This window comes from Streptomyces sp. NPDC088817 (assembly GCF_044750345.1).
Taxonomy (GTDB): Bacteria; Actinomycetota; Actinomycetes; order Streptomycetales; family Streptomycetaceae; genus Streptomyces.
The window spans coordinates 361,865-387,272 of record NZ_JBIVJN010000006.1 but is presented as its reverse complement, the minus strand read 5'-3'; the positions used below and the strand labels follow the sequence as shown (position 1 = coordinate 387,272).

The window sequence follows — 25,408 nt, the reverse complement described above, 5'->3', positions numbered from 1 at the left end:
GGGGCGGGTCGGGATCGGCGTCGTCATCACGAGGCGGTCATCCAACGGTCCCGCAGACCCGCCAGTACGGCGATCGACACCGCGAGCAGCACCAGGCTCAGGGAGATCGCCGCCGCCGGATCGTTCTGCAGGGCCAGGTAGACGGCCAGTGGCATGGTCTGCGTACGGCCGGGGAAGTTGCCGGCGAAGGTGATCGTCGCGCCGAACTCGCCGAGCGCCCGCGCCCAGGCGAGCACGGCGCCCGCGGCGATGCCCGGCGCGATCAGCGGCAGGGTGACCCGGCGGAACGCGGTGAAGCGTGAGGCGCCCAGCGTGGTGGCCGCCTCCTCGTAGCGCGGGTCGGCGGCCCGCAGTGTGCCCTCGACGCTGATCACGAGGAACGGCATGGCCACGAACGCCTCCGCGACCACCACCCCGGCCGTGGTGAACGGCAGCGTGATCCCGAACCAGGAGTCCAGCCACTGCCCGACGACGCCGTTGCGCCCCAGGGCCAGCAGCAGGGCCACACCGCCCACGACCGGCGGCAGCACGAGCGGCAGCGTGACCAGGGCCCGGACGAATCCGCGTCCGGGGAAGTCCGTACGGGCCAGCAGCCAGGCCAGCGGAACACCGAGCACCAGGCTCACGGCGGTGGCGGCGGTGGCGCTGACCAGGGACAACTGGAGCGCCTGCCACACCTCGGCGCTGGTCAGCTGGTCCGGCAGGCTGCGCCAGGGGGCCCGGATCAGCAGCGCGAGCAGCGGCAGCAGCAGGAAGGCCAGGCCGACCAGGGCGGGGACCAGCAGAGGCAGCGGCGCGCCGCCGAGCGCGCGGCCGCGCCGCGACCCGTTCCTCCGGGTCGCGACGCGGGCCTCGTCGATCCCGGTCACGGCTTCAGGAACCCGGCCCCGGTCAGTACCTTCTGGCCGTCGGCCGACGTCACCAGCTCGATGAACGCCTTGGCCGCGGCGGCGTTCGGCGCGTTCTTGAGCAGGGTGATCGGGTAGTCGTTGACGGCCTCGGCCGACTCGGGGAACTCCACGCCCTGGACCCGGTCGGCGGCGGCCTTCGCGTCGGTCTTGTAGACGAGGGCCGCGTCGGCCTCCTTCAGCTCGACCTTCGTCAGGGCGCTCTTGACGTCCTGCTCGTAGGAGACCGGGGTCAGCTTGAGGTTGCTTGCCTCCAGCACCTTCTGGGCGGCGGCGCCGCAGGGCACGGTCTTGTCGCACAGGACGACCTTCAGGTTGGACCCGGTGAGGTCCTTCAGCGAGGCGATCTTGTCCGGGTTGCCCGGCGCGGTCGCGATCTCCAGCTGGTTGCGGACGAAGGTGACCGGTGTCCCGTCCGCGTCGTTCTTGTCGGTCACGATCGCCATGGTCTTGGGGCTGGCGGCGGCGAACACGTCGGCGGGGGCACCGGAGGTGATGCTCGCGGCGAGGCTGTCGCTGCCGCCGAAGTTGAAGGTGACCTTGGCGCCGGGGTGCTGCTGCTCGAACTGCTTGCCGAGCTCGGTGAAGGTCTCCTTCAGCGAGGCGGCGGCGAAGACGGTCACGGTGCCGGACAGCTTCGGCGCGGAGGACGCCGACGTGTCGGATCCGGCCGCGGACGAACCGTCGGAGGACGAGGAGGAGCAGGCGCTGAGGGCGAGCAACGCCGCGGCCCCCGCCACTCCCGACTGCAGCATCCTGGTCCGTCGCGTGGAACGGGTCATCACGGTTCTACTCCTCTGGCTCTGCACGGGAAGAAGCTGTCGCGCCCTGCCACGACCGTTCGATGGCCGTGAAGCGATCATACTGCCGCAATTGCCAGGTGTAAGGCCCCTGTTGCATCGCATGAGCCGGTGATACGCCGGGCAGGTCCTCGCATGTGCGTTTGTGCGGTGCGGTCGCTCGGGTACGGACCCTTCGGAGGTGGTGCCCGTGACGCTCGCGGAGCTCGACCTGACCGGCGACCTCGCCCGCCCGGCCCGGCTGACCGTGCGGGATCTGCTCGGATGGCCGCAGCACGGAGTGGGAGCCGCCTTCACCTGCGCCACCAGCGGAGTGCGGCACCACCGCTTCACCGGACCGCGCCTGTACGACGTGCTGTCCGCGGCCGGGCCCGGCTTCGACCCGGCCCGGCGCAAGGACCGGCTGCGCTTCCTGATCGCGGTCACGGCCGCCGACGGACACCACGCGCTGCTGTCCTGGGCGGAGATCGACCCCGACTTCGCCGACGCGCCGGTCCTGCTCGCGGTGAGCATCGACGGCGCCCCGCTCGACAGCGCGGGCCCTCAACTGGTGCTGCCGCAGGACCGCTGCGGCGCGCGCTACGTCAGCGGCGTACGGGCGATCCGCGTGGACGGCGGCTATCGCGCGTGTGCCGAGGTGTGAACGGGTTCGGTCAGGCCCGGTCGATGTGCACGTTCGTCGACTTCACGCGGGCGGTGGCCTCCATGCCGACCTCCAGGCCCAGTTCCTCCACGGCCTCCCGGGTCAGCAGGGAGACGAGGCGGTGCGGGCCGGCCTGGATCTCCACCTGGGCGGCGACGTCGCCGAGCTTGATGGCGGTCACGATGCCGGCGAAGGCGTTGCGGACCGACGTGTACGAGGGGCCCTCCTCGCCGCCGCCGCTCCGGGCCAGCTCGACCGAGAACGCTGCGAGGTCCCGGCCGTCGATGAGCCGGCGTCCGCCCTCGTCGCGGTGGGTGGCCATCCGGCCCGCGTCCGCCCAGCGGCGCGCGGTGTCCGGGCTGACACCGAGCAGCCGGGCCGCCTGCCCGATCGTGTAGGACTGCATGCCGGTCACGATAGAGCCGCAGGTGGTGTGGGGCGGACCTGGGGGTGGGCCGTTCGCGGGCACGGCTCAGCCAGTGCGCGGAGGCCGGCCCGCGGGCACCCGTCCTCGCCCGGCGCGGCTCAGCCCGTGTGCACCCGCGGGCGCTTGGCGCGATCCGGCTCCGCCTCGCGCAGCACCTCGCGCGTGACCGGCGCGACCTCGCCCTGGCCGAAGAGGAAGAAGCGCAGGAAGTTGGCGAACGGGTTGCCCTCGGTCCACTCGAAATAGATGTGGGGGGTGCGGCCGGTCATCTCCCGGACGTGGAGGAGGAGCGCGGCCAGGCCGTTCGGGACGGACGCGGACTCCATGGCCAGCACCCGGTAGCGGTCGTGCCTGACCTCCCCGCGCACGGTCAGCCCGGCCTCGAACTCCGAGGGGTCGGTGACCGTCACCTCGACGAAGACGAAGTCCTCCGTGACCGGGATGTCGCTGTCGCTGCGGATCTGCTCGATCTTGTCGCGGTACTCGGCCTTGTCCCGCCGCTCCGGCTCCTTGGCGATGAACCGGATCTTGCGGCTGGCGATGTCCCTGACGAACCGCTCCGCCATGTCGTCCAGCGTCACGCTCGTCACCCTCAGCTCGAACGAACGGGCGAGCCGGGACAGCAGCGAGACCAGGATGATCCCGGTGATGAAGCAGGCGCCGATCTTCACACCGTCGGGACGCTCGATGATGTTGACGACGGTCGTGTAGAGGAACACGGCCGAGATGACCCCGAACGCGATGGTCCAGTTGCGCTGGCCGGCCCTGCGGGCGGCGATGGTCACCGCGATCGCCGCGGAGCTGATCAGCACGAGCACGCCCGTGGCGTACGCGCCGCCCTGCTTGTCGACGTTGGCGTCGAAGATCCAGGTGACCAGGAAGCCGATCAGGGTGAAGACGATGACCATCGGGCGGACCGCCCGCGCCCAGTGCGGCGCCATTCCGTAGCGGGGCAGGTACCGGGGCATCAGGTTGAGCAGCCCGGCCATCGCGGAGGCGCCCGCGAACCACAGGATCAGGATGGTCGAGACGTCGTAGACCGTGCCGAAGGTGTTGCCGAGGTACTCGTGCGCCAGATAGGCGAGGGCACGCCCGTTGGCCTGGCCGCCGGCCTTGAACTCCGGCGCCGGGATCAGCAGCGTCGTGATGAAGCTGGTGGCGATCAGGAAGCAGCTCATGATCAGCGCGGCCGTGGTGAGCAGCTTCCTGGTGTCCCGGATCCGGCCGGTGGGCCGCTCCTCGGTGTCGTCCGGGTTGCCCCGTACGTGCGGCATGACGGCGACGCCGGTCTCGAAGCCGGACAGGCCGAGGGCGAGTTTGGGAAAGACGAGCAGGGCCACGCCGACCATGAGGAAGACGTTGCCGTGCTGGGCGGTCAGCGCGCTGGTCCAGTCGGTGACCACGTGCTCGGCGGTGAGGACGTGCCACAGTCCGACGGCCACCACGACGGCGTTCAGCGCGAGATAGATCCCGACCAGGACGAAGGCGACGCCGATCGCCTCCACGAAGCCCTTGAGGAAGACCGCGCCGAGCAGCGCGATGAGCAGGAGCGTGATCAGCATCTGGTGGCTGTGCAGCGCGGCCGTCAGATGCGGGTTCTCCACCAGGTGGGTCGAGGCGTCCGCGGCCGACAGCGTCATGGTGATCAGGAAGTCGGTGGCGGCGAAGCCGAGCAGGGCCAGCACGAACAGCTTGCCCTGCCAGAACGACAGCAGCCGCTCCAGCATGGCGATCGAGCCCGCGCCGTGCGGGCTCTCCGACGCCACCCTCCGGTACACCGGCAGGGCGCCCGCGAGGGTGACCAGGACCAGCACGAGGGTGGCGATCGGCGACAGCAGTCCGGCCGCGAGCGCCGCGATGCCCGGCTGGTAGCCGAGCGTCGAGAAGTAGTCCACACCGGTCAGGCACATCACCCTCCACCACCGCTGCCCCTTGTGCGGGGGCTCCGGCAGGGCGTGCGGGGCCTGCTGGATGCCCTTGCCCATGTCGGACAGGCCCTCCAGCATCCAGGCGCGCAGACGACTGGGAGGGTGCTCGGTGGTCGCCATGCCCCTGCTCCTGAGGTGTGGCTCGCGTGCCGGACCGGCCGGTCCCGGACCGGGCCGTCACGCGGACGGGTCACCAGCGTATGCGGAGAGTGACGCAGGGGCTCACGAGTACCCGTGCGAGCAGGCGTCAACCTTCCGGCAGGGGTGGCCGTGGCGACCCCGATGTCACCTCATGACCAGCGGACACGCAGGTTTTACCACGCTCTGGGCCGTCCGGGTGAGAGACGGCGGCCGAACCCGCGGCGGACACCCAGCGTCATGACTCCAGTCCCGAGACCCGGAACACCGCCAGCGCGGTCTCCCGGTCCACCTGCTCGGAGATGTCGCGCAGTTCGTCCGTCCCGCACCGGAGCCGACCGGCGGCCACGCAGTGCCGGGCGTCCTCGTCGAGGCGGTACCAGACGTCGGGATGGTCCACCAGGATCTCGGGATCCAGCTCCACCCGCCCGCCGAGGGAGTCCCGCAGCACCAGCCGGCGGCAGACACCGTCGACCGCGCGCACCGACACCAGCAGGTCGGTACGGACCAGGCGGCTGCGCAGCACCGACCGGGAGGCGATCCAGCCCCGGCCGGCGCGGACCCGCGGCGGACACAGCACCACGAAGAGCAGCGCCGCGAGCGTGAACCAGAGCACGCCGCGCCACCAGGTGAGGCTGCCCGTGCCCCAGTCGATCAGGAGCAGCAGGGCGAGCAGTGCCACGGAGCAGCAGACCGAGGTGCGCAGTTCCCGCGCCCACGGGTGGACGCGGGCCGCGCGACCGGGTTCCCGCGGCACCGGTTCGGTGCCGGCTCGCTCGTCGTCGCGGAGTCCCATGTGTCCGACGTTAGGGCCCCCGGAGAGCTTCGGCACCTGCCCTTGACACGCCCCTGACGCGCCCGGGCCGGTTCTTGACGCCACCCGGCCGCCGCAGCCCGGTGGCGCGTCGTCAGGGGTCCGTCAAGGGTGGGTGTGCCGCCGTATGAGAGCCGTCAACAGTGGTCGGAATCGGGCAGAGGAGGTCGTTTCCTCGAATCGTTGATGTCCGTTCGTCCTCACTCCAGGAGTTCGCGATGGCCGATGTGGCCTTCGTCGTCGTCACGCTCGCGGTGTTCGCGCTCGTGGCCCTCGCCGTCAAGGGGGTGACGAAGCTGTGACCGCCGAGAACATCGTCGGCCTGGTCGTGGCCGTCGCCCTGCTGGGCTATCTCGTCCTCGCCCTGATCTTCCCGGAGAGGTTCTGAGCCGCCTCATGAGTCCCGTACTCGCCGGAGTGCTCCAGCTCCTCGCCCTCATGGCCGCACTGGCGCTCGCCTACGTTCCGCTCGGCACCTACATGGCCCGCGTCTACGGCGGACGGCGCCACCTGCGGATCGAGAGATGGATCTACCGGGCCACCGGCGCCGATCCGGACACGGAGATGCGCTGGCCCGCGTACATCCGCGCCGTGCTGGCCTTCTCCCTGGCCGGCGTCCTCTTCCTCTACCTGCTCCAGCGGATCCAGGGCGTGCTGCCGCTCTCGCTGGGCTTCCGCTCCGTCGCCCCCGCGCAGGCCTTCAACACCGCCGCGTCCTTCGTCACCAACACCAACTGGCAGTCGTACGCAGGCGAGCAGACCATGGGGCACGTGGTGCAGACCGCCGGTCTGGCCGTGCAGAACTTCGTCTCGGCGGCCGTCGGCATGGCCGTGGCCGTCGCCCTGGTCCGCGGCTTCGCCAGGTCCCGCACCGGGGAACTGGGCAACTTCTGGGCCGACCTGGTGCGCGGCACCGTGCGCATCCTCCTCCCGCTGGCCGCGGTCGCCGCGATCGTGCTGGTGGCCTGCGGGGTGATCCAGAACTTCTCCGGGATCCACGAGGTCGGCCAGTTCCTCGGCGGCACGCAGCAGTGGAACGGCGGGGCGGTGGCCTCCCAGGAGGCCATCAAGGAACTGGGCACCAACGGCGGCGGCTACTTCAACGCCAACAGCGCCCACCCCTTCGAGAACCCGACCCCGTTCTCCAACCTCTTCGAGATCTTCCTGATCCTGGTGATCCCCTTCGCGCTGACCCGGACGTTCGGCGTCATGGTCGGCTCGGTCCGCCAGGGCTACGCCATCCTCGCGGCGATGGCCACCATCTGGCTCGCCTTCGTCGCCCTGCTGATGTGGACCGAGTTCGCCCACCACGAGGGCGCGCTGCGGATCGCGGGCGGCGCGATGGAGGGCAAGGAGGTCCGGTTCGGCATCGGCGCCTCCTCGATCTTCGCGGCGTCGACCACGCTCACCTCGACCGGCGCCGTCGACGCCGCGCACTCCTCGCTCACCGGGTTCGGCGGCGGGATCGCGATGCTCGGCATGATGCTCGGCGAGATCGCGCCCGGCGGCGTCGGCTCCGGCCTGTACGGCATCCTGATCCTGGCCGTCATCGCGGTCTTCATCGCCGGTCTGATGGTCGGGCGCACCCCCGAGTTCCTGGGCAAGAAGATCGGCTCCCGGGAGATCAAGCTGGCCGCCGTCTACATCCTGATCACCCCGGCGCTGGTGCTGGTGTTCAGCGCCCTCTCGATGGCCCTGCCGACCCCGCCGCACTCGGCGCTCAACCCGGGCGCGCACGGATTCTCCGAAGTGCTCTACGCCTACACGTCGGCCGCGAACAACAACGGCTCCGCCTTCGCCGGCCTGAACGCGAACACCGGCTGGTTCAACACCACGACCGCGCTGGCCATGCTGCTCGGCCGCTTCCTGCCGATGGTGTTCGTCCTCGCCCTGGCCGGCTCCCTGGGCGCACAGCAGCCGGTGCCGGTCACCGCGGGCACCCTGCGCACCGAGAAGCCGCTGTTCACCGGCATGTTGGTGGGTGCCGTCCTGATCGTCGTCGGACTGACGTACTTCCCGGCCCTCGCACTGGGCCCGCTCGCCGAGGGGCTGGCGTGATGACCACCTCCACAGAGAACCACGAGGACTCCATGTCCGCAGTCACCAGGGCCCGGGCACCCCACAGCGACGTGCCCACCGGGCATCCGTCCGGCGCGAGCCGGGTCGGTGCCGGTCTCTTCGACGCCCGGCAACTGGTCAGGTCACTGCCCGACGCCTGCCGCAAGCTCGATCCGCGGGTGATGATCAAGTCACCGGTGATGTTCGTGGTGTGGATCGGCTCGCTGCTGACCACCGCGTTCTCCCTCACCCGGCCGGGCGACTGGTTCGGCTGGGCGATCACCGCCTGGCTGTGGCTGACCGTCGTCTTCGCCAACCTCGCCGAGGCGGTCGCCGAGGGCCGGGGCAAGGCGCAGGCGGAGACCCTGCGCCGGGCCAAGACGGACACCATCGCGCACCGGGTGGACGGCACCGAGGTCCCCGGCACCGAACTGCACATCGGCGACCTCGTCGTGTGCGAGGCGGGCGACGTCATCCCCGGCGACGGGGACGTCGTCGAGGGCGTCGCCTCGGTGGACGAGTCCGCCATCACCGGGGAGTCGGCGCCGGTGATCCGCGAGTCCGGCGGCGACCGGTCCGCGGTGACCGGCGGGACCAAGGTCCTGTCCGACCGTATCGTCATCAAGATCACCACCAAGCCGGGCGAGACCTTCATCGACCGCATGATCAGCCTCGTCGAGGGCGCCGCACGGCAGAAGACGCCCAACGAGATCGCGCTGAACATCCTGCTCGCCTCGCTGACGATCGTCTTCCTCCTCGCCTGCGCCACCCTTCCGCCGTTCGCCGACTACGCGGGCACGCACCTGACCATGGTCGTGCTGGTCGCCCTGCTGGTCTGCCTGATCCCGACGACGATCGGCGCCCTGCTGTCGGCCATCGGCATCGCCGGCATGGACCGGCTGGTCCAGCGCAACGTGCTGGCGATGTCGGGGCGGGCGGTGGAGGCCGCCGGCGACGTGTCCACGCTGCTGCTGGACAAGACCGGCACGATCACTCTCGGCAACCGCCGGGCCGCGGAGTTCGTCCCCGTGCGCGGTACCACCGCGGCCGAGCTGGCGGACGCCGCCCAGCTCTCCTCGCTGGCCGACGAGACCCCCGAGGGCCGTTCCGTGGTGGTGCTGGCCAAGGAGAGGTACGGGCTGCGCGAAAGGCACCAGGGCGAGCTCGCCGGGGCCGAGTGGATCGCGTTCACCGCCCAGACCCGGATGTCCGGCGTGGACGTGGACGGCCGCAGGATCCGCAAGGGCGCGACGGGATCTGTCATCGCCTGGGTCCAGGAGCGCAACGGGCGGATCGCCGAGGACACCGACCGCCTCTCGAAGGAGATCTCCGCGGCCGGCGGCACACCGCTGCTGGTCGCCGCCGAGGACCAGGACGGCGCCCGCGTACTCGGCGTCATCCACCTCAAGGACGTGGTCAAGGACGGTATGCGTGAACGCTTCGCCGAACTGCGCCGGATGGGCATCAAGACCGTCATGATCACGGGCGACAACCCGCTGACCGCCCGGGCGATCGCGGACGAGGCCGGTGTCGACGACTTCCTCGCCGAGGCCACGCCCGAGGACAAGATGGCGCTGATCAGGCGCGAGCAGAGCGGCGGCAAGCTGGTCGCGATGACCGGTGACGGCACCAACGACGCGCCCGCGCTGGCCCAGGCCGACGTCGGCGTGGCCATGAACACCGGTACGTCGGCCGCCAAGGAGGCCGGCAACATGGTCGACCTCGACTCCGACCCGACCAAGCTGATCGAGATCGTCGAGATCGGCAAGCAGCTCCTGATCACCCGCGGCGCGCTCACGACGTTCTCCATCGCCAACGATGTGGCGAAGTACTTCGCGATCATCCCGGCCCTGTTCGCCGCGGTCTACCCGGGCCTGGAGAAGCTGAACGTCATGCGGCTGTCCTCGCCCGACTCGGCGATTTTGTCCGCGGTCGTCTTCAACGCGCTGGTCATCATCGCGCTGGTGCCGCTCGCCCTGCGGGGTGTGCGCTACCGGCCGACGAGCGCGGACCGGATGCTCCGCCGCAACCTCGCCGTCTACGGCCTCGGCGGGCTGATCGCGCCCTTCATCGGCATCAAGCTCATCGACCTGCTCATCTCCCTGATACCCGGGATCGGCTGACGCACATGAACCAGTCCCTTGTGAACACCGGCCGTCAACTGGCGGCGGGCCTGCGGGCGCTGCTCGTGCTGACCCTGCTCACCGGTGTCGTCTACCCGCTCGTCGTCACGGGCGTGGCCCAGGCCTTCCTCGGGCACCGGGCCAACGGCTCGGAGGTCGGGGAGGGCGGCAGGGTCGTCGGCTCGTCCCTGATCGGGCAACAGCACTACGGCCTCGACTACTTCCAGCCGCGCCCGGCCGCCGGGCTGAGCGCGAACACCCTCAACACGCAGTACAAGCTGATCGTCTCCGGCGCCACCAACCTCGCCGCGAACAACTCGAAGCTGGTCCAGGCGGTCGAGCGGGCACGGGCCGAGGTCGTCAGGGTCAACTCCACGTCCGACTACAAGGTGAAGCCCTCCCAGGTGCCGGCCGACGCCGTGACCTCCTCGGGTTCGGGTCTGGACCCGGACATCTCCCCGGCCTACGCGCTGCTCCAGGCGCACCGGGTGGCGGAACGCAACCACCTGCCCGTCGCGCGGGTCGAGCACCTGGTGCGGGAGCAGACCGAGAGCCGCACCCTCGGCTTCATCGGCGAACCGCGCGTGAACGTCCTCCGACTCAACGTCGCACTCAGGGAGCTGACCACGGGCCACTGACATTCCTCACACGTCCTCTTCGACTGGTTCGACTACCGGCCGCGGCATCCGGAACCCGCGGCCGCGGACTGACCGCCTTCGGGTGTGGCACCCGGAAGCGCCGACCGTGTCACCGGCCGGACACCGGGAGTGGCCGTCCCCGGACACGCGTCGGGGCCGGTTCGCGCGAGTGCGCGCCGGCCCCTGATGATCCGTGGGCGGTTCCCGTGATCCGCCCGGTGGTGCTGGGCGATCCGCCGGTGGTGCTAGGCGGCGGTCACCACCCGGTCGGCGCCCGGCGGACGGTGCGGGGCGATGATCTGGCCGTCGGGCAGGAGCTCACCGGTGTCCTCGAAGAACAGGACGCCGTTGCACAGCAGGCTCCAGCCCTGCTCCGGGTGGTGCGCCACGAGACGTGCGGATTCCCGGTCGGCGGAGTCGGCTGACGGGCACGGTGGCTGGTGCTGGCACATTGATGGGATCTTTCGCTCTGTCGTGTGATCGCTGTCCATGGCCGCCCCCCGTTGTCGAGTCGGTCCGAAACCAGTGTTCCCCCACGGGCCTGATTCCGCAGGGATTTCGCAGCACCGCTTCTCACCGGTTGGAGACGCGTCACACGCACGAGCGGTTCACCCCGGCCGCACCACCTCTTGGGATGGTTCGCACTGGCCGGACGGGGCTAGTCCGATGGGACCCCTGGTCGCGAACGCGGTCGTACCCCGCCGCCGGGGTTCTCCGGCAGCGGGGTACGACGCCGATCGGCGGCGGGAGGTCAGGCGGGGGAGCTCATGAGCCGGATCGGAGTCACCCGGTGGGTGAGGACCGGGAGCAGGTCGGCGACCCGGTGCGGAAGGTGGGCCGCGATGCCCGGCGGGGCCGGCGCGAGCGGCACGAGTAGGTCGGTGGCGGCCGGGTGGCCGGTGGTGCCGTCGTCGGAGAGGTCGCCGTGCAGCCACAACGTGAGCATGTACAGGCTGGGTATGGACAGCAGACGCGGCTGGTACGGCTGGCCCAGGGCATCCGCCTGGCGCAACGCGCGCTCGGTCGAGGTGACGTAGGGGCCCTCGAAGAAGTGCGAGAAGGTCCAGCCGTCGGGGGTCAGCACGGTCTCGGCCGCGGCCACCGCGTGGTCGCCGCAGCGGATGAGGAAGCGCCATCCGGCCAGCCTGGTCGCGGTGATGCCCTCGGGGGTGATCCGGTCCAGGACGTGCACCGGCAGCGGAAGTTCGGGGGTCGCGGGTTCCTGGGCGGAGCGAAGCGCGGGGGATCCGGCCTCGCGGACCGCGGTGGGGGAACCGAGTGCCGTGAGAACGGAGCGCAGGGCGGGCGCGGGAGCCGGGGGGACATGCAGCGGCATGGTGGGTCGCCTCTCATTCGACAGGCACGGTGGCGCGAGGGGGCGGGCTGGGTGCGGACGGCGTTGTCAGCTCTCAGGGCAGGAGGAGGCTGGGGCCGGGCTCGGGTGAGCGGGGGGTGCGGGGGCGTGGCCTCCCTCACGGGCTCCTGACAGGGTTCAGGGCTGTGGGTGCCAACTTCTGCCGTGGAGCAGAGTTTATACGACAAATGTTCAGGTGGTGTTTCGCCTAGCTGTTTTCGATGTGAACGGCAAGAGCCTATTCGGCCGGAGTCAATCGGGAATCATCCCTGCTCCGCGTGAGCCGTATCGCGATGACCTCGGGTTGTGCCCGCATGGCGGTCGGCCTGATCTTGTCGGCGTTTTTCACGAGTTTCATGGGGTACCCGAATCTGCTGGCTGCCGCATGCCCCGTGAATGTGCCTCCGGTCACACAGCTCCAGAGTAGTCGGTGCGAGGCGGTGGCGGGACGTTATCGATCGCGTTGGCGGGGCATCATCCCACCTGACCACCTGACCGGGACCCCGGCGGCCGGATCTTCGGCCCGCCCTGCGAGGAGGGACGCTGCGATGGGGGAGAAGGTCGTCGCCGGCCAGCCGGACCTGTCGGACCGCAACCGCTACCGCGACAAACTGCGGCGGTGTCTGACCGGGCTGGAGCGGTTGCTGGACGAGAAGAGGTTCGACCGGCCGAAGAACCTCATGGGGCTGGAGATCGAATTGAATCTGGTCGGCCCCGACGGCATGCCGAAAATGCTGAATGCGCAAGTTCTCGAGCGCATCGCGAGTCGGGACTTCCAAACAGAACTCGCCATGTTCAATCTGGAAGTCAACATCGCTCCACACCGCTTGGGCGACCGGGTATTCGACCAGCTCGCCGAGGAACTGCGCACGTCACTGGCATATGCCGACCGAAAAGCCGGCGAGGTGGACGCCGGAATAGCGATGATCGGCATTCTGCCCACCCTCGGCCGGGACGACCTGGTCTCCTCCAACCTCTCCGACGTCGACCGCTACGTGCTGCTGAACGATCAGATCGTGGCGGCCCGCGGAGAGGAGTTCACCCTCGACATCGACGGCGTGGAGCATCTCACCTGCACCTCGAAGTCCATCGCGCCCGAGGCCGCCTGCACTTCCGTGCAACTGCACCTCCAGGTCACCCCGGAGCGCTTCTCGGACGTGTGGAACGCGGCTCAGGCCGCCTGCGCCGCGCAGATAGCCGTCGGCGCCAACTCGCCGTTCCTCTTCGGGCGGGAGCTGTGGCGGGAGTCGCGGCCGCCGCTGTTCCAGCAGTCCACCGACACCCGCCCGCCCGAGCTCCAGGCCCAGGGTGTGCGGCCGCGCACCTGGTTCGGCGAACGGTGGATCTCCTCGGCGTACGACCTCTTCGAGGAGAACCTGCGGTACTTCCCGGCCCTGCTGCCCATCTGCGACGGCGAGGACCCCCTCGACGTGCTGGACGCGGGCGGCGTGCCCAAGCTGGCCGAGCTGGTCCTGCACAACGGCACCATCTACCGCTGGAACCGCCCCGTCTACGACATCGCGGACGGAGTGCCGCACCTGCGCGTGGAGAACCGGGTGCTGCCCGCCGGACCCACGGTCACCGACGTGATCGCCAACGCGGCCTTCTACTACGGCCTCGTGCGCGCCCTCGCCGAGGAGCCCCGGCCGGTGTGGACCCGGCTGCCCTTCCAGGCCGCGGCCGCCAACTTCGACGCCGCCTGCCGGCACGGCATCGACGCCCGGTTCACCTGGCCCCGGCGCGGGCGCCACTCCGGCACGGCCGAGGTCGACGCCGTCACGCTCGTCCGCGACGAGCTGCTCCCGCTCGCCGAGGCCGGACTGCGCGCCTGGGGCGTGGAGCGCGCCGACCGGGACCTGTACCTGGGCGTGATCGAGGAGCGGTGCAGGCGCCGGACCAACGGCGCGGAGTGGCAGGCCGCCACCTTCCACCGGGCCCTGGAGCAGGGACTGGGCCGCGAGGCCGCCCTGGCGGCCACCACCCGGCGCTACCGCGAGCTGACGAAGCTCGGCGAGCCGGCCCACACCTGGCCGATCGGCCTGCCGGAACCGGTTCCGGCAGGCTAGGGCCGGCGCCCGTTCCCCGGCGACCGCGGATCCCCTGTGCCGGGGATCCGCGGGGGCCCGGTCGGCCGTGCCGCCATGCCGCCTCGCCGTGGGCGGGGGGCACTCGTGCTCCCGTGGGAGGGATCGGGCAAGCTGTGACGTCCCACGACGGTGGCGCCGCGCGTGCGCACCCGTGCCGGAATCCGGCCGTACCCGTGCGGCGGGGTGGCGGGCCCCGTGGCGGGACGACCGAACTGGAGGCAGGTGTGCTGGCGGAGTCACAGCCGGTGGGCGACTCGCAACCACAGGAGCGGCTGTCGCGGCGGATCCTGCGCGACGAGACGCTGCTCGTCCTCGGGCTCTCGCTCGGGGCGAGCGGCGTGTCCGCTCTGATCAGCTTCGTCGGTTCGGTCACCAAGCCCGGTGGGCTCAAGGACCAGGCCGCCACCCTCAACGCCTCCGCCGCTCCGGGCCGCCCCTGGCTCGACCTCGCCTGGCAGCTCTTCGGGATCGCCACCGCCCTGATCCCCGTGGCCCTCGTCGCCCATTTCCTACTGCGTGAGGGGCGCAGCCTGCGCACACTCGGCTTCGACCGCACCCGCCCCTGGCCGGACCTCGGCCGCGGGGCACTGGTCGCGGCGGTGATCGGCAGCACCGGAATCGCCTTCTACCTGGCCGCCCGCGCGTTCGGCTTCAACCTCACCGTGGTGCCCGAGGCGCTGCCCGCCGTGTGGTGGAAGTTCCCGGTGCTGATCCTGTCCGCGCTGCAGAACGCCGTCCTCGAAGAGGTCATCGTCGTCGGCTATCTGCTGCGCCGGCTAGGGCAGTTGGGCTGGACCCCGGGGACCGCGCTGGTGGCCAGTTCCGTACTGCGCGGCTCGTACCACCTCTACCAGGGCGTCGGCGGCTTCGTCGGCAACATGGTGATGGGCGTGGTCTTCGTCTGGCTGTACCGGCGGTGGGGCCGCGTGGGCCCGCTCGTCGTGGCGCACTCCCTGCTCGACATCGGCGCGTTCGTGGGCTACGCCCTGCTGGCCGGAAAGGTGGGCTGGCTGCCGACGGCGTGAGCGGTACGGGAGCCTGCGAGGGGGCGTACGACACGGTCGTACGCCCCCTCGGTGTTCCTAGACGAGCAGGTCGCCCTCGATGACGGTGACGGCGTGGCCGGTGAGCAGGGTGCGGTCGCCGCGCAGTTCCGTGCGGACGAGGCCGGAGCGGGCGGAGGCCTGGAGTCCGGTGAGGCCGGTGCGGCCGAGGCGTTCGGACCAGTAGGGGGCCAGGGCCGTGTGGGCGCTTCCGGTCACCGGGTCCTCGTCGATGCCGACGTTGGGGAAGAAGCAGCGGGAGACGAAGTCGTAGCCCCGGGCGGGATCCTCGGCGCGGGCGGTGGCGATGATGCCGCGCGCCGAGTAGGCGGCGAGGGCCTTGTGGTCGGGGGCGAGACCGCGGACGGTCTTCTCGTCGGCGAGCTCCACGATCAGGTCGCCGACGTTCACCCCGGTGTCGTGGGCGGTGCGGGGTTCGGCACCGAGGGCCCCGGCGACCCCGTCGGGGACGTCGACCGCGGTGAGCGGGGCGGTCGGGAAGTCCAGGGTGATCGCGCCGTCGCCGGCCGGGCTCGCGATGAGCACCCCGCTGCGGGTGGCGAACCGCACCGGCCCCTCGTGGGCACCCGTCGTGCGCAGGACATGGGCGGTGGCCAGGGTGGCGTGACCGCACATCGCGACCTCGGTGGCGGGCGTGAACCAGCGCAGCGCCCAGTCGGCCTCGCCGCCCTCGGGCAGTCGGTGGGCGAAGGCCGTCTCGGCGTGGTTGACCTCGAGCGCCACCTTCTGCAGCCGGTCGTCCCCGGGAAAGGCGTCCAGCAGCAGCACCCCCGCGGGGTTGCCGGCGAAGGGACGGTCGGTGAAGGCGTCGACGATTCGAATCCGCATGCCCCGACCGTACGGCCTCCGGCGAACGGCGGACCAAGGCCAATCCGGGGCCGGCGGCCTCGAATTGGGGAACGCCGCAGTTCGGAGGGGCTGGCCAAACGAACTGTTCCGATATATCGTTGAGGCATCGCGACGGATCAACGATGGAATGGAGTGGTTGCGATGCGTACCCACGGATACGAGCACGGGCACGGCGGTCCTCGGCGTGACCGCGGCGGCTTCGAGGAGCGCCGGGCGGCCTTCGGGCCCTTCGGTCCGGGCGGACCGGGGTTCGGCCCCGGTTTCGGCCCGGGGCACTGGGGCGGGCGAGGGCGCGGCGGACCGCGTGGGCGGGCCCGGCGCGGTGACGTACGGGCCTCGATCCTGGCCCTGCTGAAGGACCGGCCCATGCACGGCTACGAGATGATCCAGGAGATCGCCGAGCGCAGTGGCGGCGCGTGGAAGCCCAGCCCCGGCTCGGTCTATCCCACCCTCCAGCTGCTGGAGGACGAGGGCCTGATCGTCAGCGAGAGCGAGGGCGGCAAGAAGCTGTTCGCGCTCACCGAGGCGGGCCGTACCGCGGCCGACGAGGGGCCGGACGCGCCCTGGGAGGAGGCCTCGCGCGGTGTCGACTGGGAGGCCCTCGGTGAGATCCGGCAGGCCGGCTTCGGTCTGATGGAGGCCTTCGGCCAGGTGTGGAAGACCGGCAGCAAGGAGCAGCGCGAGAAGGCGCTCGGCGTCATCAACGAGGCCCGCAAGAAGCTGTACCTCATCCTCGCCGACGAGCACTGACGGCCGACGAGGTCCGACGGCCCGCAACGGGACCCGGGACCCCTCCGTATCGGGGGGTCCCGGGTCCCGCGTGTCTGTGCGCTCCCCGGGGAGCCGCTGTGGGGATGCGTCCCGATCTCCTCCGTAAGGAGGAGATTTCATCCCCTCGGGTCCACTTTCCGTGGGACGCCGAAATGCTCCCCGCCGGGGATGACCGGAGCCGGAGAGGCTGGTGAGCTGGACGATGTGCAATCCAGTGTTCCCCGGCAGCCGCCCTCCGGGCAGGACGCCCTCCGTCCGGACGACGACGCCCGGCTCAGCGCCGAACTGGCGGCGGTGGTCGCCGGTGCCCGCAGGAGGGCGATCCGGGACGGCGACCGGCAGACCGACACCGCCCACCTGCTGCACACGCTCCTGGAGTCCGACCCCGAGGTGCGCGCCGTGTTCGACGGCGGACCGCAGCTCGCCCGGCTGCTCGGCTACCTCGTGCAGCGCAGCATCGGATACGGCCTGCGCTGGCACGGCGCGGTCGAGGACTCGGGCGACCTGCCCGTGGTGACGGAGGCCGGCGGTCTCTCTCCGGCGGCCGGCGCCGCCGTGGAGCACGCCTGCGAGCGCGCCGCCCGGCGCGGCGACCACGTGGCACGCGGCCGGGACCTGCTCGCGGCGATCGTCGCGGACCCGCGGGCGCGCGCCGTCGAGGTGCTCACGGGCACCGCGATCGACGCGCGGGAGCTGGCCGCGCGGCTGGAGAACGATGCCGAGGAGTCTCCGGGGGAGTACGTGACGGACGGCGGGCCCGTCCGCTGAGACGGGTGGTTCCAGCTCTTCTGCCCGGCATGTCCGGTGCCGGCGCCGTCCACGCGATGAGACAGGTGCCATCGAAGGTGACGCTCATGTCATCGCCTGTCATCATGTGCCGGTGCGTAAGACTCAGATCAGTCAGGGCCGTTCCGGCAAGAGTGTCGGGCTCGGTCTCGCGCTCGTGTCCGCGGTCGCCTTCGGCGGCTCCGGCGTCGCGGCCAAACCGCTGATCGAGGCGGGACTCGACCCGCTGCACGTGGTGTGGCTGCGCGCCACCGGCGCGGCCCTGGTCATGCTGCCGCTCGCGGTGCGCCACCGCGCGCTGCTGCGCACCCGCCCCGCCCTGCTCGCCGGGTTCGGCCTGCTCGCCGTCGCCGGTGTCCAGGCCTGCTACTTCGCCGCGCTCTCCCGGATACCCGTCGGGGTCGCCCTGCTCATCGAGTACCTGGCGCCCGCCCTGGTGCTCGGCTGGGTCCGGTTCGTGCAGCGGCGGCCGGTCACCCGGGCCGCCGCCTTCGGCGTGGTCCTCGCGGCGGGCGGACTCGCCTGCGTCGTCGAGGTGTGGTCCGGCCTGAGCTTCGACGTCCTCGGACTGCTGCTCGCGCTCGGCGCGGCCTGCTGCCAGGTCGGCTACTTCGTGCTCTCCGACCAGGGCGGAGACGCGGGCGACGAGGCCCCGAACCCGCTCGGCGTCATCGCCTACGGGCTGCTGATCGGCGCCGCCGTCCTGACCGTCGTCGCGCGTCCCTGGAGCATGGACTGGTCGGTGCTCGCGCACGGCGCGGACATGAACGGCACGTCGGTCCCGGCCGTCGCCCTGCTGCTGTGGGTGGTGCTGGTCGCCACGGTCCTCGCCTACGTCACCGGGGTGCTCTCGGTACGGCGGCTCTCGCCGCAGGTCGCCGGGGTGGTGGCCTGCCTGGAGGCGGTCATCGCGACCGTGCTGGCCTGGGTCCTGCTCGGCGAGCGCCTCTCGGCCCCGCAGGTCGTCGGAGGCGCGGTCGTCCTGCTCGGCGCGTTCATCGCACAGTCCTCCACACCGTCGAAGGGCTCGGCGGAGCCGGTGGCGAGCGGCGGGGCGGAAAGGGAGTTGTCGGCCCGGGGAACCGCCGCCTAAAGTGCGGATCATGCATTCGGACGCACTCGTTCTTCCGCCTCCGGCCGCCTGAGGCGGGCCTCCGGTGAGCGTGCCCGGCCGGTGAGCCGGGCCGAACGGTGCTGCCCGCAGAGGAAGTCCGCACGACCCCGAGCGACGGGGTCCTGCCTGCCGAACTTCTGCACCTCTGCGGAGACGACTCATGTCCCATGCTTCTCTCGGCCTGCCCGTCGGGCGCGGCCTGCTCTACCTGATCGTCGCCGGTGCCGCCTGGGGCACCGCCGGCGCGGCGGCCTCGCTGGTCTACCGGACCAGCGACATCGGGCCGGTGGCTCTTTCCTTCTGGCGCTGTGCCATCGGCTTCGTCCTGCTGCTGGTCGCGCGCCTGCTGCGCCCGCGGGTGCGGCCCGCCATGCCCGTGCCGCTCGGCCGCCGGCTGCTGCGGGCCGGTGCCACCGGCGTCGGTCTCGCCGTGTTCCAGACGGCGTACTTCGCCGCGGTGGCGGCCACCGGACTTGCGGTGGCGACCGTCGTGACCCTCGGCGCCGGGCCCGTCCTCATCGCGCTGGGCGCCCGCCTGACGATGGGCGAACGGCTCGGCCGGGCCGGCCTCGCCGCCGTCGCCGGGGCGCTGGCCGGTCTCGGGGTGCTGGTGCTGGGCAGCGGCGGTGCCGCCGTACGGCCGTGGGGCGTGCTGCTCGCCGTGGTCTCGGCGGCCGGCTACTGCGCGATGACGCTGCTCACGCGGTGGTGGGGCCGCGACGGCGCAGCCGATCACTCCGGTTCGACCCTCGGAGCGTTCGCGGTCACCAGCCTGTGCCTGCTGCCGTTCGCGCTGCGGGAAGGGCTGGAAGGGCTGGTGCCGCACACCGGCGATCCCGTACGGGTGCTGTGGCTGCTGGCGTACATCGCCTCGGTCCCCACGGCCCTGGCCTACGCGCTCTACTTCGCGGGCGCGGCCGTCGTGCGGTCGGCCACGGTCTCGGTGATCATGCTCCTCGAGCCGGTCGGCGCGGCGGTGCTGGCCGTCGCCCTGCTCGGCGAACACCTGACGCCGGCCACCCTCCTCGGCACCGCCCTGATGCTCGGCTCGGTCGCGGGCCTCGCGCTGACGGAGGCGCGGGGAGCGCGGACGCCGGTGGAGGAACCGGCCCTCGCCTGAGACCGGAGGGCTCCGCGTCACGGACCCGCCAACCGGGAGGACCCCACCGGGTCGTCATCGGGGCGGGTCCGCCCGGCTGTCCCCGGGATGCGGACGTGTCTCACGCGTGAACCGGCGTCACAGTGCCGTGAGATAGCCGGGAAGCTCCGTGCCGGGGGCCAGGTCGGAGGCCGCGAGCGGGGCACCGTACCGCCTGTCGACCGGGATCACGCCGGCCCAGTGCGGGAGGGAGAGGTCCTCGGGCTCGTCGTTCACACCGCCGGTGCGCAGCTTGGCGGAGACCTCGTCCAGGTCGAGGCGGAGCACGGCGGTCGCGGCCAGTTCCTTGGTGTTGGCGGGGCGGGAGTCGGCGGAGCGGCCCGGCACCACGTGGTCGACCAGCGCGTCCAGCGCGGCGCGCTTCTCCTCGGCTTCGGTGACCTGGTGGGCGGTGCCGTGCACCACCACGGAGCGGTAGTTGATCGAGTGGTGGAAGGCGGAGCGGGCCAGGACCAGGCCGTCGACATGGGTGACCGTCAGGCAGACCGGCAGCCCGGGGTCGGGCCTGCCGGCCATCCGCAGCGGGCGCGAGCCCGTCGAACCGTGCACGTAGAGCCGCTCGCCGACCCGGGCGTACAGCGTCGGCAGCACCACGGGCGCGCCGTCGCGGACGAAACCGAGGTGGCAGACGTAGCCCTCGTCGAGTATGGCGTGCACCAATTCCCTGTCGTACGACGCCCGGTCTGCGGAGCGGGTGGGAACGGTCCGGTCGGTCGGGGCGTAGGCGGCGGACGGCGACGCCGGCGGCTGAGTCTCCCGCATTTGTGTTCTCCATTGCACTAGTGCATAATTTGCTTTGTGCTAGGAGAGTATCGGATCGAGGGACGGCGCGCAGCAGAGATCGCGGCGAGCATCGAGCGCGCGGTGGGCTCCGGAGGTCTGGAGCCGGGTCAACCGCTGCCGCCCATGCGGGAGCTGGCCGCCGAACTCGCGGTGAACCCCAATACCGTCGCCGCCGCGTACCGGACCCTGCGCGAGCGCGGGGTCATCGAGACCGCCGGGCGCCGCGGCAGCCGGGTGCGGCCCGTGCCCGCCACGACCGGGCGGGACAGCGTCCGCGTGGACGTGCCCGAGGGTGTGCGTGACATGTCGAGCGGCAACCCGGACCCGGCGCTGCTGCCGCCGCTGGCACCCGCGTTCGCGGCCGCCGCCGCGCTGGGCGACCGTGAGCCGGTGCTCTACGGGGACGTGGCCGTGGAGCCGGAGCTGGCCCGCCTCGCCCGTGCCGCGCTGGACGCCGACGGGGTGCCGGACGGTCCGCTCGCCGTCCTGTCCGGTTCGCTCGACGGGGTGGAGCGCGTCCTCGCGGCCCACCTCAGGCCCGGCGACACCGTCGCCGTCGAGGACCCCGGGTGGGGTCGCACCCTGGACCTCGTGCCCGCGCTGGGACTGCGCACGGCGCCGGTGGGTGTCGACGACGAGGGCCCACGCGCCGACGACGTCCGCCGTGCCCTCGCGGACGGCGCCCGCGCGCTGATCGTCACCGCCCGGGCGCAGAACCCGACCGGCGCCGCGGTGAGCGCCACACGCGCGCGTGCCCTGCGGGCCGTCCTCCGGGAGCATCCGGAGACGCTGCTGATCGAGGACGACCACGGCCACGGCATCGTGGACCTGCCCCTGCACCCGCTCGCCGGCGCCACCCGCCACTGGGCCTTCCTGCGCTCGGTCGCCAAGGCGTACGGCCCCGACCTGCGGCTCGCCGTGCTCACCGGGGACGGGACCACGGTCGACCGGGTGCGCGGCCGGCAGCGCCTCGGGCCCGGGTGGGTGAGCCGCCTGCTCCAGCGCGCCGTGGTGCGGCTGTGGGCGGACGGCGCCCTGGACTCGGACGCGGTGGCCGCGGCCTACCGGCGGCGTCGCGACCTGCTGACCGGCGCGCTGGCCGACCGCGGCATCGCGGCCCACGGGCGCAGTGGCATGAACGTGTGGGTGCCCGTGCCGGACGAGACCGGCGTCGTCGCGAGCCTGCTGCACGCGGGCTGGGCCGTCGCCCCCGGCGCCCGCTACCGGCTGGCCGCCCCGCCCGGCATCCGGATCACCGTCTCCACCCTGCGGGACTTGGAGACCGAGCGGCTCGCGGACGCCCTGGCAACGGCCCTGCGCCCGGCGCCGGCGCGGAGTTATGTCTAGGGAGGGTCGGGGCGTTGGGGCGTCGGGGCTTCGTGGTCCTGCGGTGGGGCCGGGTGTTCGGCCTTCGTGGTCCTCTGGGGTGGGGCGGGGCGTTCGGCCTTCGTGGTCCTGCGGTGGGGCGGGGCGTCCGGTTTTCTCGGTCCTGCGGCGGGGTTGGACGTCCGGCCCTCTTGGCTTCACGACGGATCCGTGTCCGGCCCTCCCGGTCTCACGGCGAAGCCGCGTCCAACTCTCCCGGTCCCATGGCGGATCCGCGTCCGGCCCTCTCGGTCCCATGGCGGATCCGTGTCCGGCTCTCCCGGTTCCACGGGTGAGACGCGTCCGGGTCCTCCCGGCCTTACGGCGGGTCCGGGACGACCGCTCCTCCTGGTCCCCAGGTGTCCCTAGGCCGTCGTGGCCGGCTCCGGGCGGGCCGGTGACTCGGGAGCCGTCGGGGCGGGGGCGGGGGCGGGTGCCTGGTCCGGCCTGGATGTGCCGGGCCGGGTGGACGTACCGCCGCGCTTCGGGCGGGCCTGCGTCAGCGCCGCGCCCGCCAGGACGATCACCGCGCCGACCGGCGTCGACCAGGTGAGGCTCTCGCCGAGCACGGCGACGCCGGCCGCGGTGGCGATCACCGGGACGAAGTACGTGACCATCTGGGCCGTGGTCGGACCGACCTCCGCGACCAGCCCGTACTGGACGAGCATCGCGAAGCCGGTGCCCAGGGCGCCCAGGGCGGCGATCGCGAGCAGCGGCATGACGGGCAGATGGTCCGGAGCGCTGGTGAACAGCGGTGTGACGATGGCCAGTTGCACCGTGGCCAGCAGCAACTGTCCGCCGGTCAGCGACAGGTGGGACTCGGTGGAACCCGCCAGGGTGCGGCGGACGTAGATCCAGCCGACCGGGTAGCTCAGCGAGGCCAGCAGCGCCATCGCCGTGCCGCTCGCGTCCAGTCCGTGGAAGCCCTGCCAGGCGCCGAGCACCGTCAGCACACCGAGGAAGCCCAGCCCGAGGCCGGCGACCCGGACCCGCGTCGGGCGGTCCTCGGAGAGGGCGACGAGGGACAGTGCCATGCCCCACAGCGGCGAGGTCGCGTTGCAGATCCCCGCGAGGGTGGAGGGGATCGTCAGCTCCGAGTACGCGAAGAGCGAGAAGGGCAGCGCGTTGAGGAAGAACGCCGCGACCGCCAGATGCCCCCAGGTCCGTCGGCCGCGCGGCAGCCGCTCCCGCTTCACGGCCATCGCCACCGCGAGCACCGCCGTGCCGAACACCAGCCGCCCGAGGGTCACTTGGAAGGGGGCGAAGCCGTTCGTGCCCACCTTCATGAAAAGGAAGCTGAAGCCCCAGACCAGCGACAGGAAGGCGAAACGGACCCGCCAGTGCACGGGGCGGCGGGCCGGTTCTGCGGGGGCGGGCGGGGACTGCGGGGAGGCGGACGGGGTTCTGCTCATGGTCGTACGATGCACTCCCACGACCTCTTAGCACAATCGAGAATTCGCGCGCGATATCTCGTAGCATCGCTTACATGTTGAATCTGGAGCGCCTGCGCACCCTCGACGCCCTCGCGCGGCACGGCTCGGTCAGCGGCGCCGCGGAGGGGCTGCACGTCACGACGTCGGCCGTCTCCCAGCAGATGGCCAAGCTGGAACGGGAGGTGGGCCAGCAACTCCTGGCCAAGAACGGCCGGGGAGTCCGGCTCACGGACGCCGGTCGGCTGCTCGCCGAGCACGCGACGCGCATCCTGTCCCAGGTCGAGCTCGCCCAGGCCGATCTGGAGGCACAGCGCGGGCAGGTGGTCGGCGAGCTGCGCCTCGGCGCGTTCCCGACCGCCGCGCGCGGACTGTTCCCGGCCGCTCTGTCCCATCTACGCGACCGGCACCCCGGCCTGCGGGTCGGCACCGCGGAGATGGAGCCGGCCGCCGCCGTGCGCGCCGTGCTGCGCGGTGACGTGGACCTGTCCGTCGTGCTCGACTGGTACAACAAGCCGCTGCCCGTGCCGGACGGGCTCACCCGGGCCGCGATCCTCGACGACCCCGCCGACGTGGCACTGCCCGTCGCGCACCCGCACGCCGACCGCGCCGAGGTCGACCTGGAGGACTTCGCGGACGACGACTGGGTCACCTGGGGCGAGGCCGAGTTCTGCGACGAGTGGCTCCTCGACACCCTGCGCTCCAAGGGCGTCGAGCCGCGCATCGCCCACCGGGCCGAGGAGCACGCCACCCAGCTCGCCCTGGTCGCCGCCGGTCTCGGCGTGTGCGTGGCGCCCCGGCTCGGGCGCGGGCCGCTGCCCGCGGGGGTGCGGACCGTCCCGGTGCGGCAGGCGGTGCGACGGCACATCTACGCCGTCTGGCGCGCCGACGCCGACCGCCGGCCCTCCATCCGCGCGGCCGTCGACGCCCTGCGAACGGTGGGCGCGCGGATCACCTGACACGGACCCCAGCCCCCGCCGCGCTTCCAACACCGAACCGGCCGGTCCGCCCGTCCTACCCCGAGCCCAGCTTGCGGAAGTCCCAGGAGACGATCTTTTCCGGGGTCAGCCGCAGCCACGCGTGCCGGCCGTCGTACGGCATCTCCTCCAGGCCGAAGTTCTTGCGGGCGAACAGCGTCTCGGGCAGGTCGAGTTCGGCGCACAGTTCCCCGGTGCGCGGTGCCTCGCCCACGACCTCCGCCGTGCCGGACAGCTCCGCGCCCCGCAGTTGTTCGTACTCCTCGCCCGTGTCGACGATCACGGCCACCCGCGGATCGCGCCGCAGGTCGGCCCAACGCCTGCTGCGCACCACGGAGTAGAGCCACAACGAGGTGCCGTCCCAGACGAACCACAGCGCGCTCACGTGCGGAGCGCCGCCGGGTGACACGGTGGCGACCCGGCAGGTGCGCTGGGTGGTCAGGAACTCGTCCAGCTCGCCCGGCGTCATCATGATCTTCCGGCCCCGGCGCTGAGTGACGGTCATGCGGCTCTCTCTTCTCCTCTCCCATGCGCAGGGGGCACCCTCCGACGGCCCCCCGCTACGACTCGCCCCACCCTCCGCGGGTGTCAGGCGAGCCTGATCTCCCCGTCCGCGACCGTGATGTCCTTGGCGGGCAGCGGCTTCAGGGCCGGGCCCTTCTTGACACTGCCGTCGGTGGCGGAGAACTCGCTCTGGTGGCACGGGCAGACGATCACGCCGTCGGCGATCCGGTTGACCGCGCAGCCCTGGTGGGTGCACGTCGAGGAGAACGCCTTGAACTCGCCCTTCGCCGGCTGCGTGACCACCACGCCCTGGCTGCCGAAGACCTTGCCGCCGCCCTCCGGGATGTCGGAGGTCCTGGCGAGCGCGGCGCCACCGGAACCCGCCGCGGCGCCGTCACCGCCCGAACCGCCCGTCGTGCCGGAGTCGTTCCGGGTGCTGGACGTGCCGGAGCCGGACGTGTCCCCCGATCCGCACGCGGTCAGCGCGGCGGCGAGCCCCGCCGCGCCCACCGCCGCCACCACCGTGCGGCGGGCCGGTGTCCCCTGGGGGTGAAGCGATTCGCTGGTCATACCGACGTTCCCCTCTCCATATGGTTCCGAGCGGATTCCGCGCAGGTCCAGGCGGTTCCGCGCGGGGCGTCCTGGTGTGTCCAGGGGTACGGGCGGTGGGCATCCGGTGTTCAGATGG

General features: G+C 72.0%; 26 protein-coding genes. 14 read left to right on the top strand and 12 right to left on the bottom strand.

The window, feature by feature from the left end; translation table 11 throughout:
- Positions 1-26 precede the first annotated feature (26 nt).
- Positions 27-869: a molybdate ABC transporter permease subunit gene (gene modB, locus ACIP4X_RS14435; RefSeq protein WP_401348503.1), complete on the bottom strand. Its 843-nt coding sequence runs from the start codon at positions 867-869 to the stop codon at positions 27-29.
- Complete coding sequence (gene modA, locus ACIP4X_RS14430) at positions 866-1,690, bottom strand: molybdate ABC transporter substrate-binding protein (protein ID WP_358737990.1); 825 nt, start codon at positions 1,688-1,690, stop codon at positions 866-868. The genes modB and modA overlap by 4 nt, the downstream gene beginning before the upstream one ends.
- A gap of 199 nt (positions 1,691-1,889) precedes the next feature.
- On the opposite strand from modA, the gene ACIP4X_RS14425 reads away from it, so the two are divergent.
- Entirely contained in the window at positions 1,890-2,351 is a 462-nt protein-coding gene (locus ACIP4X_RS14425) for a molybdopterin-dependent oxidoreductase (RefSeq protein WP_358737992.1), read from the top strand.
- Between the two features lie 10 nt (positions 2,352-2,361).
- Here the strand turns inward: ACIP4X_RS14425 and ACIP4X_RS14420 are convergent, their stop codons facing one another.
- The 3 genes from ACIP4X_RS14420 to ACIP4X_RS14410 all read right to left on the bottom strand — a co-directional run bounded on the left by ACIP4X_RS14420 (position 2,362) and on the right by ACIP4X_RS14410 (position 5,640).
- Entirely contained in the window at positions 2,362-2,757 is a 396-nt protein-coding gene (locus ACIP4X_RS14420) for a helix-turn-helix transcriptional regulator (protein WP_358737994.1), read from the bottom strand.
- Positions 2,758-2,876: 119 nt separating this feature from the next.
- Positions 2,877-4,826 carry an amino acid transporter gene (locus ACIP4X_RS14415; protein WP_358737995.1) on the bottom strand — a complete coding sequence of 650 codons (1,950 nt, stop codon included), beginning with the start codon at positions 4,824-4,826 and terminating at the stop codon, positions 2,877-2,879.
- Between the two features lie 256 nt (positions 4,827-5,082).
- A complete protein-coding gene (locus tag ACIP4X_RS14410) occupies positions 5,083-5,640 on the bottom strand; it encodes a hypothetical protein (RefSeq protein WP_358737997.1) in 558 nt (185 codons plus the stop codon).
- Positions 5,641-5,801: 161 nt separating this feature from the next.
- On the opposite strand from ACIP4X_RS14410, the gene ACIP4X_RS14405 reads away from it, so the two are divergent.
- Genes ACIP4X_RS14405 through kdpC form a run of 5 tightly spaced genes read left to right on the top strand, consistent with a single transcriptional unit; the run spans position 5,802 to position 10,477 of the window.
- A complete protein-coding gene (locus ACIP4X_RS14405; protein WP_358737999.1) occupies positions 5,802-5,960 on the top strand; it encodes a hypothetical protein in 159 nt (52 codons plus the stop codon).
- Positions 5,957-6,046 (top strand): K(+)-transporting ATPase subunit F, encoded by a 90-nt coding sequence (kdpF, locus tag ACIP4X_RS14400; RefSeq protein WP_016434100.1) that lies wholly within the window; start codon positions 5,957-5,959, stop codon positions 6,044-6,046. The genes ACIP4X_RS14405 and kdpF overlap by 4 nt, the downstream gene beginning before the upstream one ends.
- Before the next feature lie 8 nt (positions 6,047-6,054).
- On the top strand, positions 6,055-7,716 hold the full coding sequence (gene kdpA / locus ACIP4X_RS14395; protein WP_358738000.1) for a potassium-transporting ATPase subunit KdpA: 1,662 nt from the start codon (positions 6,055-6,057) through the stop codon (positions 7,714-7,716).
- On the top strand, positions 7,716-9,839 hold the full coding sequence (kdpB, locus tag ACIP4X_RS14390) for a potassium-transporting ATPase subunit KdpB (protein WP_358738002.1): 2,124 nt from the start codon (positions 7,716-7,718) through the stop codon (positions 9,837-9,839). The genes kdpA and kdpB overlap by 1 nt, the downstream gene beginning before the upstream one ends.
- A gap of 5 nt (positions 9,840-9,844) precedes the next feature.
- Positions 9,845-10,477 (top strand): potassium-transporting ATPase subunit KdpC, encoded by a 633-nt coding sequence (gene kdpC, locus ACIP4X_RS14385; protein WP_358738004.1) that lies wholly within the window; start codon positions 9,845-9,847, stop codon positions 10,475-10,477.
- Positions 10,478-10,722: 245 nt separating this feature from the next.
- Here kdpC and ACIP4X_RS14380 read toward each other — a convergent pair whose 3' ends face one another.
- Together ACIP4X_RS14380 and ACIP4X_RS14375 are read right to left on the bottom strand one after the other, a co-directional pair.
- The gene (locus ACIP4X_RS14380) at positions 10,723-10,929 is read right to left on the bottom strand and encodes a DUF5999 family protein (RefSeq protein ID WP_358738006.1); all 207 of its coding nucleotides are present in this window, start codon (positions 10,927-10,929) and stop codon (positions 10,723-10,725) included.
- Positions 10,930-11,228: 299 nt separating this feature from the next.
- Entirely contained in the window at positions 11,229-11,813 is a 585-nt protein-coding gene (locus ACIP4X_RS14375) for a hypothetical protein (protein WP_358738008.1), read from the bottom strand.
- Between the two features lie 566 nt (positions 11,814-12,379).
- On the opposite strand from ACIP4X_RS14375, the gene ACIP4X_RS14370 reads away from it, so the two are divergent.
- Together ACIP4X_RS14370 and ACIP4X_RS14365 are read left to right on the top strand one after the other, a co-directional pair.
- Positions 12,380-13,897 carry a glutamate--cysteine ligase gene (locus ACIP4X_RS14370; RefSeq protein ID WP_391454903.1) on the top strand — a complete coding sequence of 506 codons (1,518 nt, stop codon included), beginning with the start codon at positions 12,380-12,382 and terminating at the stop codon, positions 13,895-13,897.
- A gap of 248 nt (positions 13,898-14,145) precedes the next feature.
- Positions 14,146-14,943: a type II CAAX endopeptidase family protein gene (locus ACIP4X_RS14365; protein ID WP_358736558.1), complete on the top strand. Its 798-nt coding sequence runs from the start codon at positions 14,146-14,148 to the stop codon at positions 14,941-14,943.
- A gap of 57 nt (positions 14,944-15,000) precedes the next feature.
- On the opposite strand, the gene ACIP4X_RS14360 is transcribed toward ACIP4X_RS14365, so the two are convergent.
- On the bottom strand, positions 15,001-15,810 hold the full coding sequence (locus ACIP4X_RS14360; protein ID WP_358736554.1) for a PhzF family phenazine biosynthesis protein: 810 nt from the start codon (positions 15,808-15,810) through the stop codon (positions 15,001-15,003).
- A 162-nt stretch (positions 15,811-15,972) separates the two neighbouring features.
- Between ACIP4X_RS14360 and ACIP4X_RS14355 the strand changes: the two genes are divergently transcribed.
- From ACIP4X_RS14355 to ACIP4X_RS14340, 4 genes are all read left to right on the top strand, one after another.
- Entirely contained in the window at positions 15,973-16,581 is a 609-nt protein-coding gene (locus tag ACIP4X_RS14355; RefSeq protein ID WP_358736553.1) for a PadR family transcriptional regulator, read from the top strand.
- Between the two features lie 189 nt (positions 16,582-16,770).
- Complete coding sequence (locus ACIP4X_RS14350; protein WP_401348492.1) at positions 16,771-17,370, top strand: peptidase; 600 nt, start codon at positions 16,771-16,773, stop codon at positions 17,368-17,370.
- A 112-nt stretch (positions 17,371-17,482) separates the two neighbouring features.
- Positions 17,483-18,481 (top strand): EamA family transporter, encoded by a 999-nt coding sequence (locus tag ACIP4X_RS14345; RefSeq protein WP_391454901.1) that lies wholly within the window; start codon positions 17,483-17,485, stop codon positions 18,479-18,481.
- A 181-nt stretch (positions 18,482-18,662) separates the two neighbouring features.
- Positions 18,663-19,622, top strand: a complete 960-nt coding sequence (locus ACIP4X_RS14340; protein WP_401348489.1) for a DMT family transporter — start codon at positions 18,663-18,665, stop codon at positions 19,620-19,622.
- Between the two features lie 117 nt (positions 19,623-19,739).
- On the opposite strand, the gene ACIP4X_RS14335 is transcribed toward ACIP4X_RS14340, so the two are convergent.
- Positions 19,740-20,423 (bottom strand): pyridoxamine 5'-phosphate oxidase family protein, encoded by a 684-nt coding sequence (locus ACIP4X_RS14335; protein ID WP_358736545.1) that lies wholly within the window; start codon positions 20,421-20,423, stop codon positions 19,740-19,742.
- A 36-nt stretch (positions 20,424-20,459) separates the two neighbouring features.
- Here ACIP4X_RS14335 and ACIP4X_RS14330 point away from each other — a divergent pair, with 36 nt between their 5' ends.
- Positions 20,460-21,791, top strand: coding sequence for an aminotransferase class I/II-fold pyridoxal phosphate-dependent enzyme (locus ACIP4X_RS14330; RefSeq protein ID WP_358736543.1), 1,332 nt, complete (start codon positions 20,460-20,462; stop codon positions 21,789-21,791).
- A gap of 383 nt (positions 21,792-22,174) precedes the next feature.
- Here the strand turns inward: ACIP4X_RS14330 and ACIP4X_RS14325 are convergent, their stop codons facing one another.
- Positions 22,175-23,221, bottom strand: a complete 1,047-nt coding sequence (locus ACIP4X_RS14325; protein WP_391454898.1) for an EamA family transporter — start codon at positions 23,219-23,221, stop codon at positions 22,175-22,177.
- Positions 23,222-23,295: 74 nt separating this feature from the next.
- Here ACIP4X_RS14325 and ACIP4X_RS14320 point away from each other — a divergent pair, with 74 nt between their 5' ends.
- Complete coding sequence (locus ACIP4X_RS14320) at positions 23,296-24,198, top strand: LysR family transcriptional regulator (RefSeq protein ID WP_358736539.1); 903 nt, start codon at positions 23,296-23,298, stop codon at positions 24,196-24,198.
- Between the two features lie 55 nt (positions 24,199-24,253).
- On the opposite strand, the gene ACIP4X_RS14315 is transcribed toward ACIP4X_RS14320, so the two are convergent.
- Positions 24,254-24,721, bottom strand: coding sequence for a pyridoxamine 5'-phosphate oxidase family protein (locus ACIP4X_RS14315; protein ID WP_358736537.1), 468 nt, complete (start codon positions 24,719-24,721; stop codon positions 24,254-24,256).
- Positions 24,722-24,804: 83 nt separating this feature from the next.
- Positions 24,805-25,290 (bottom strand): Rieske (2Fe-2S) protein, encoded by a 486-nt coding sequence (locus ACIP4X_RS14310; protein WP_358736535.1) that lies wholly within the window; start codon positions 25,288-25,290, stop codon positions 24,805-24,807.
- Between the last annotated feature and the right edge of the window lie 118 nt (positions 25,291-25,408).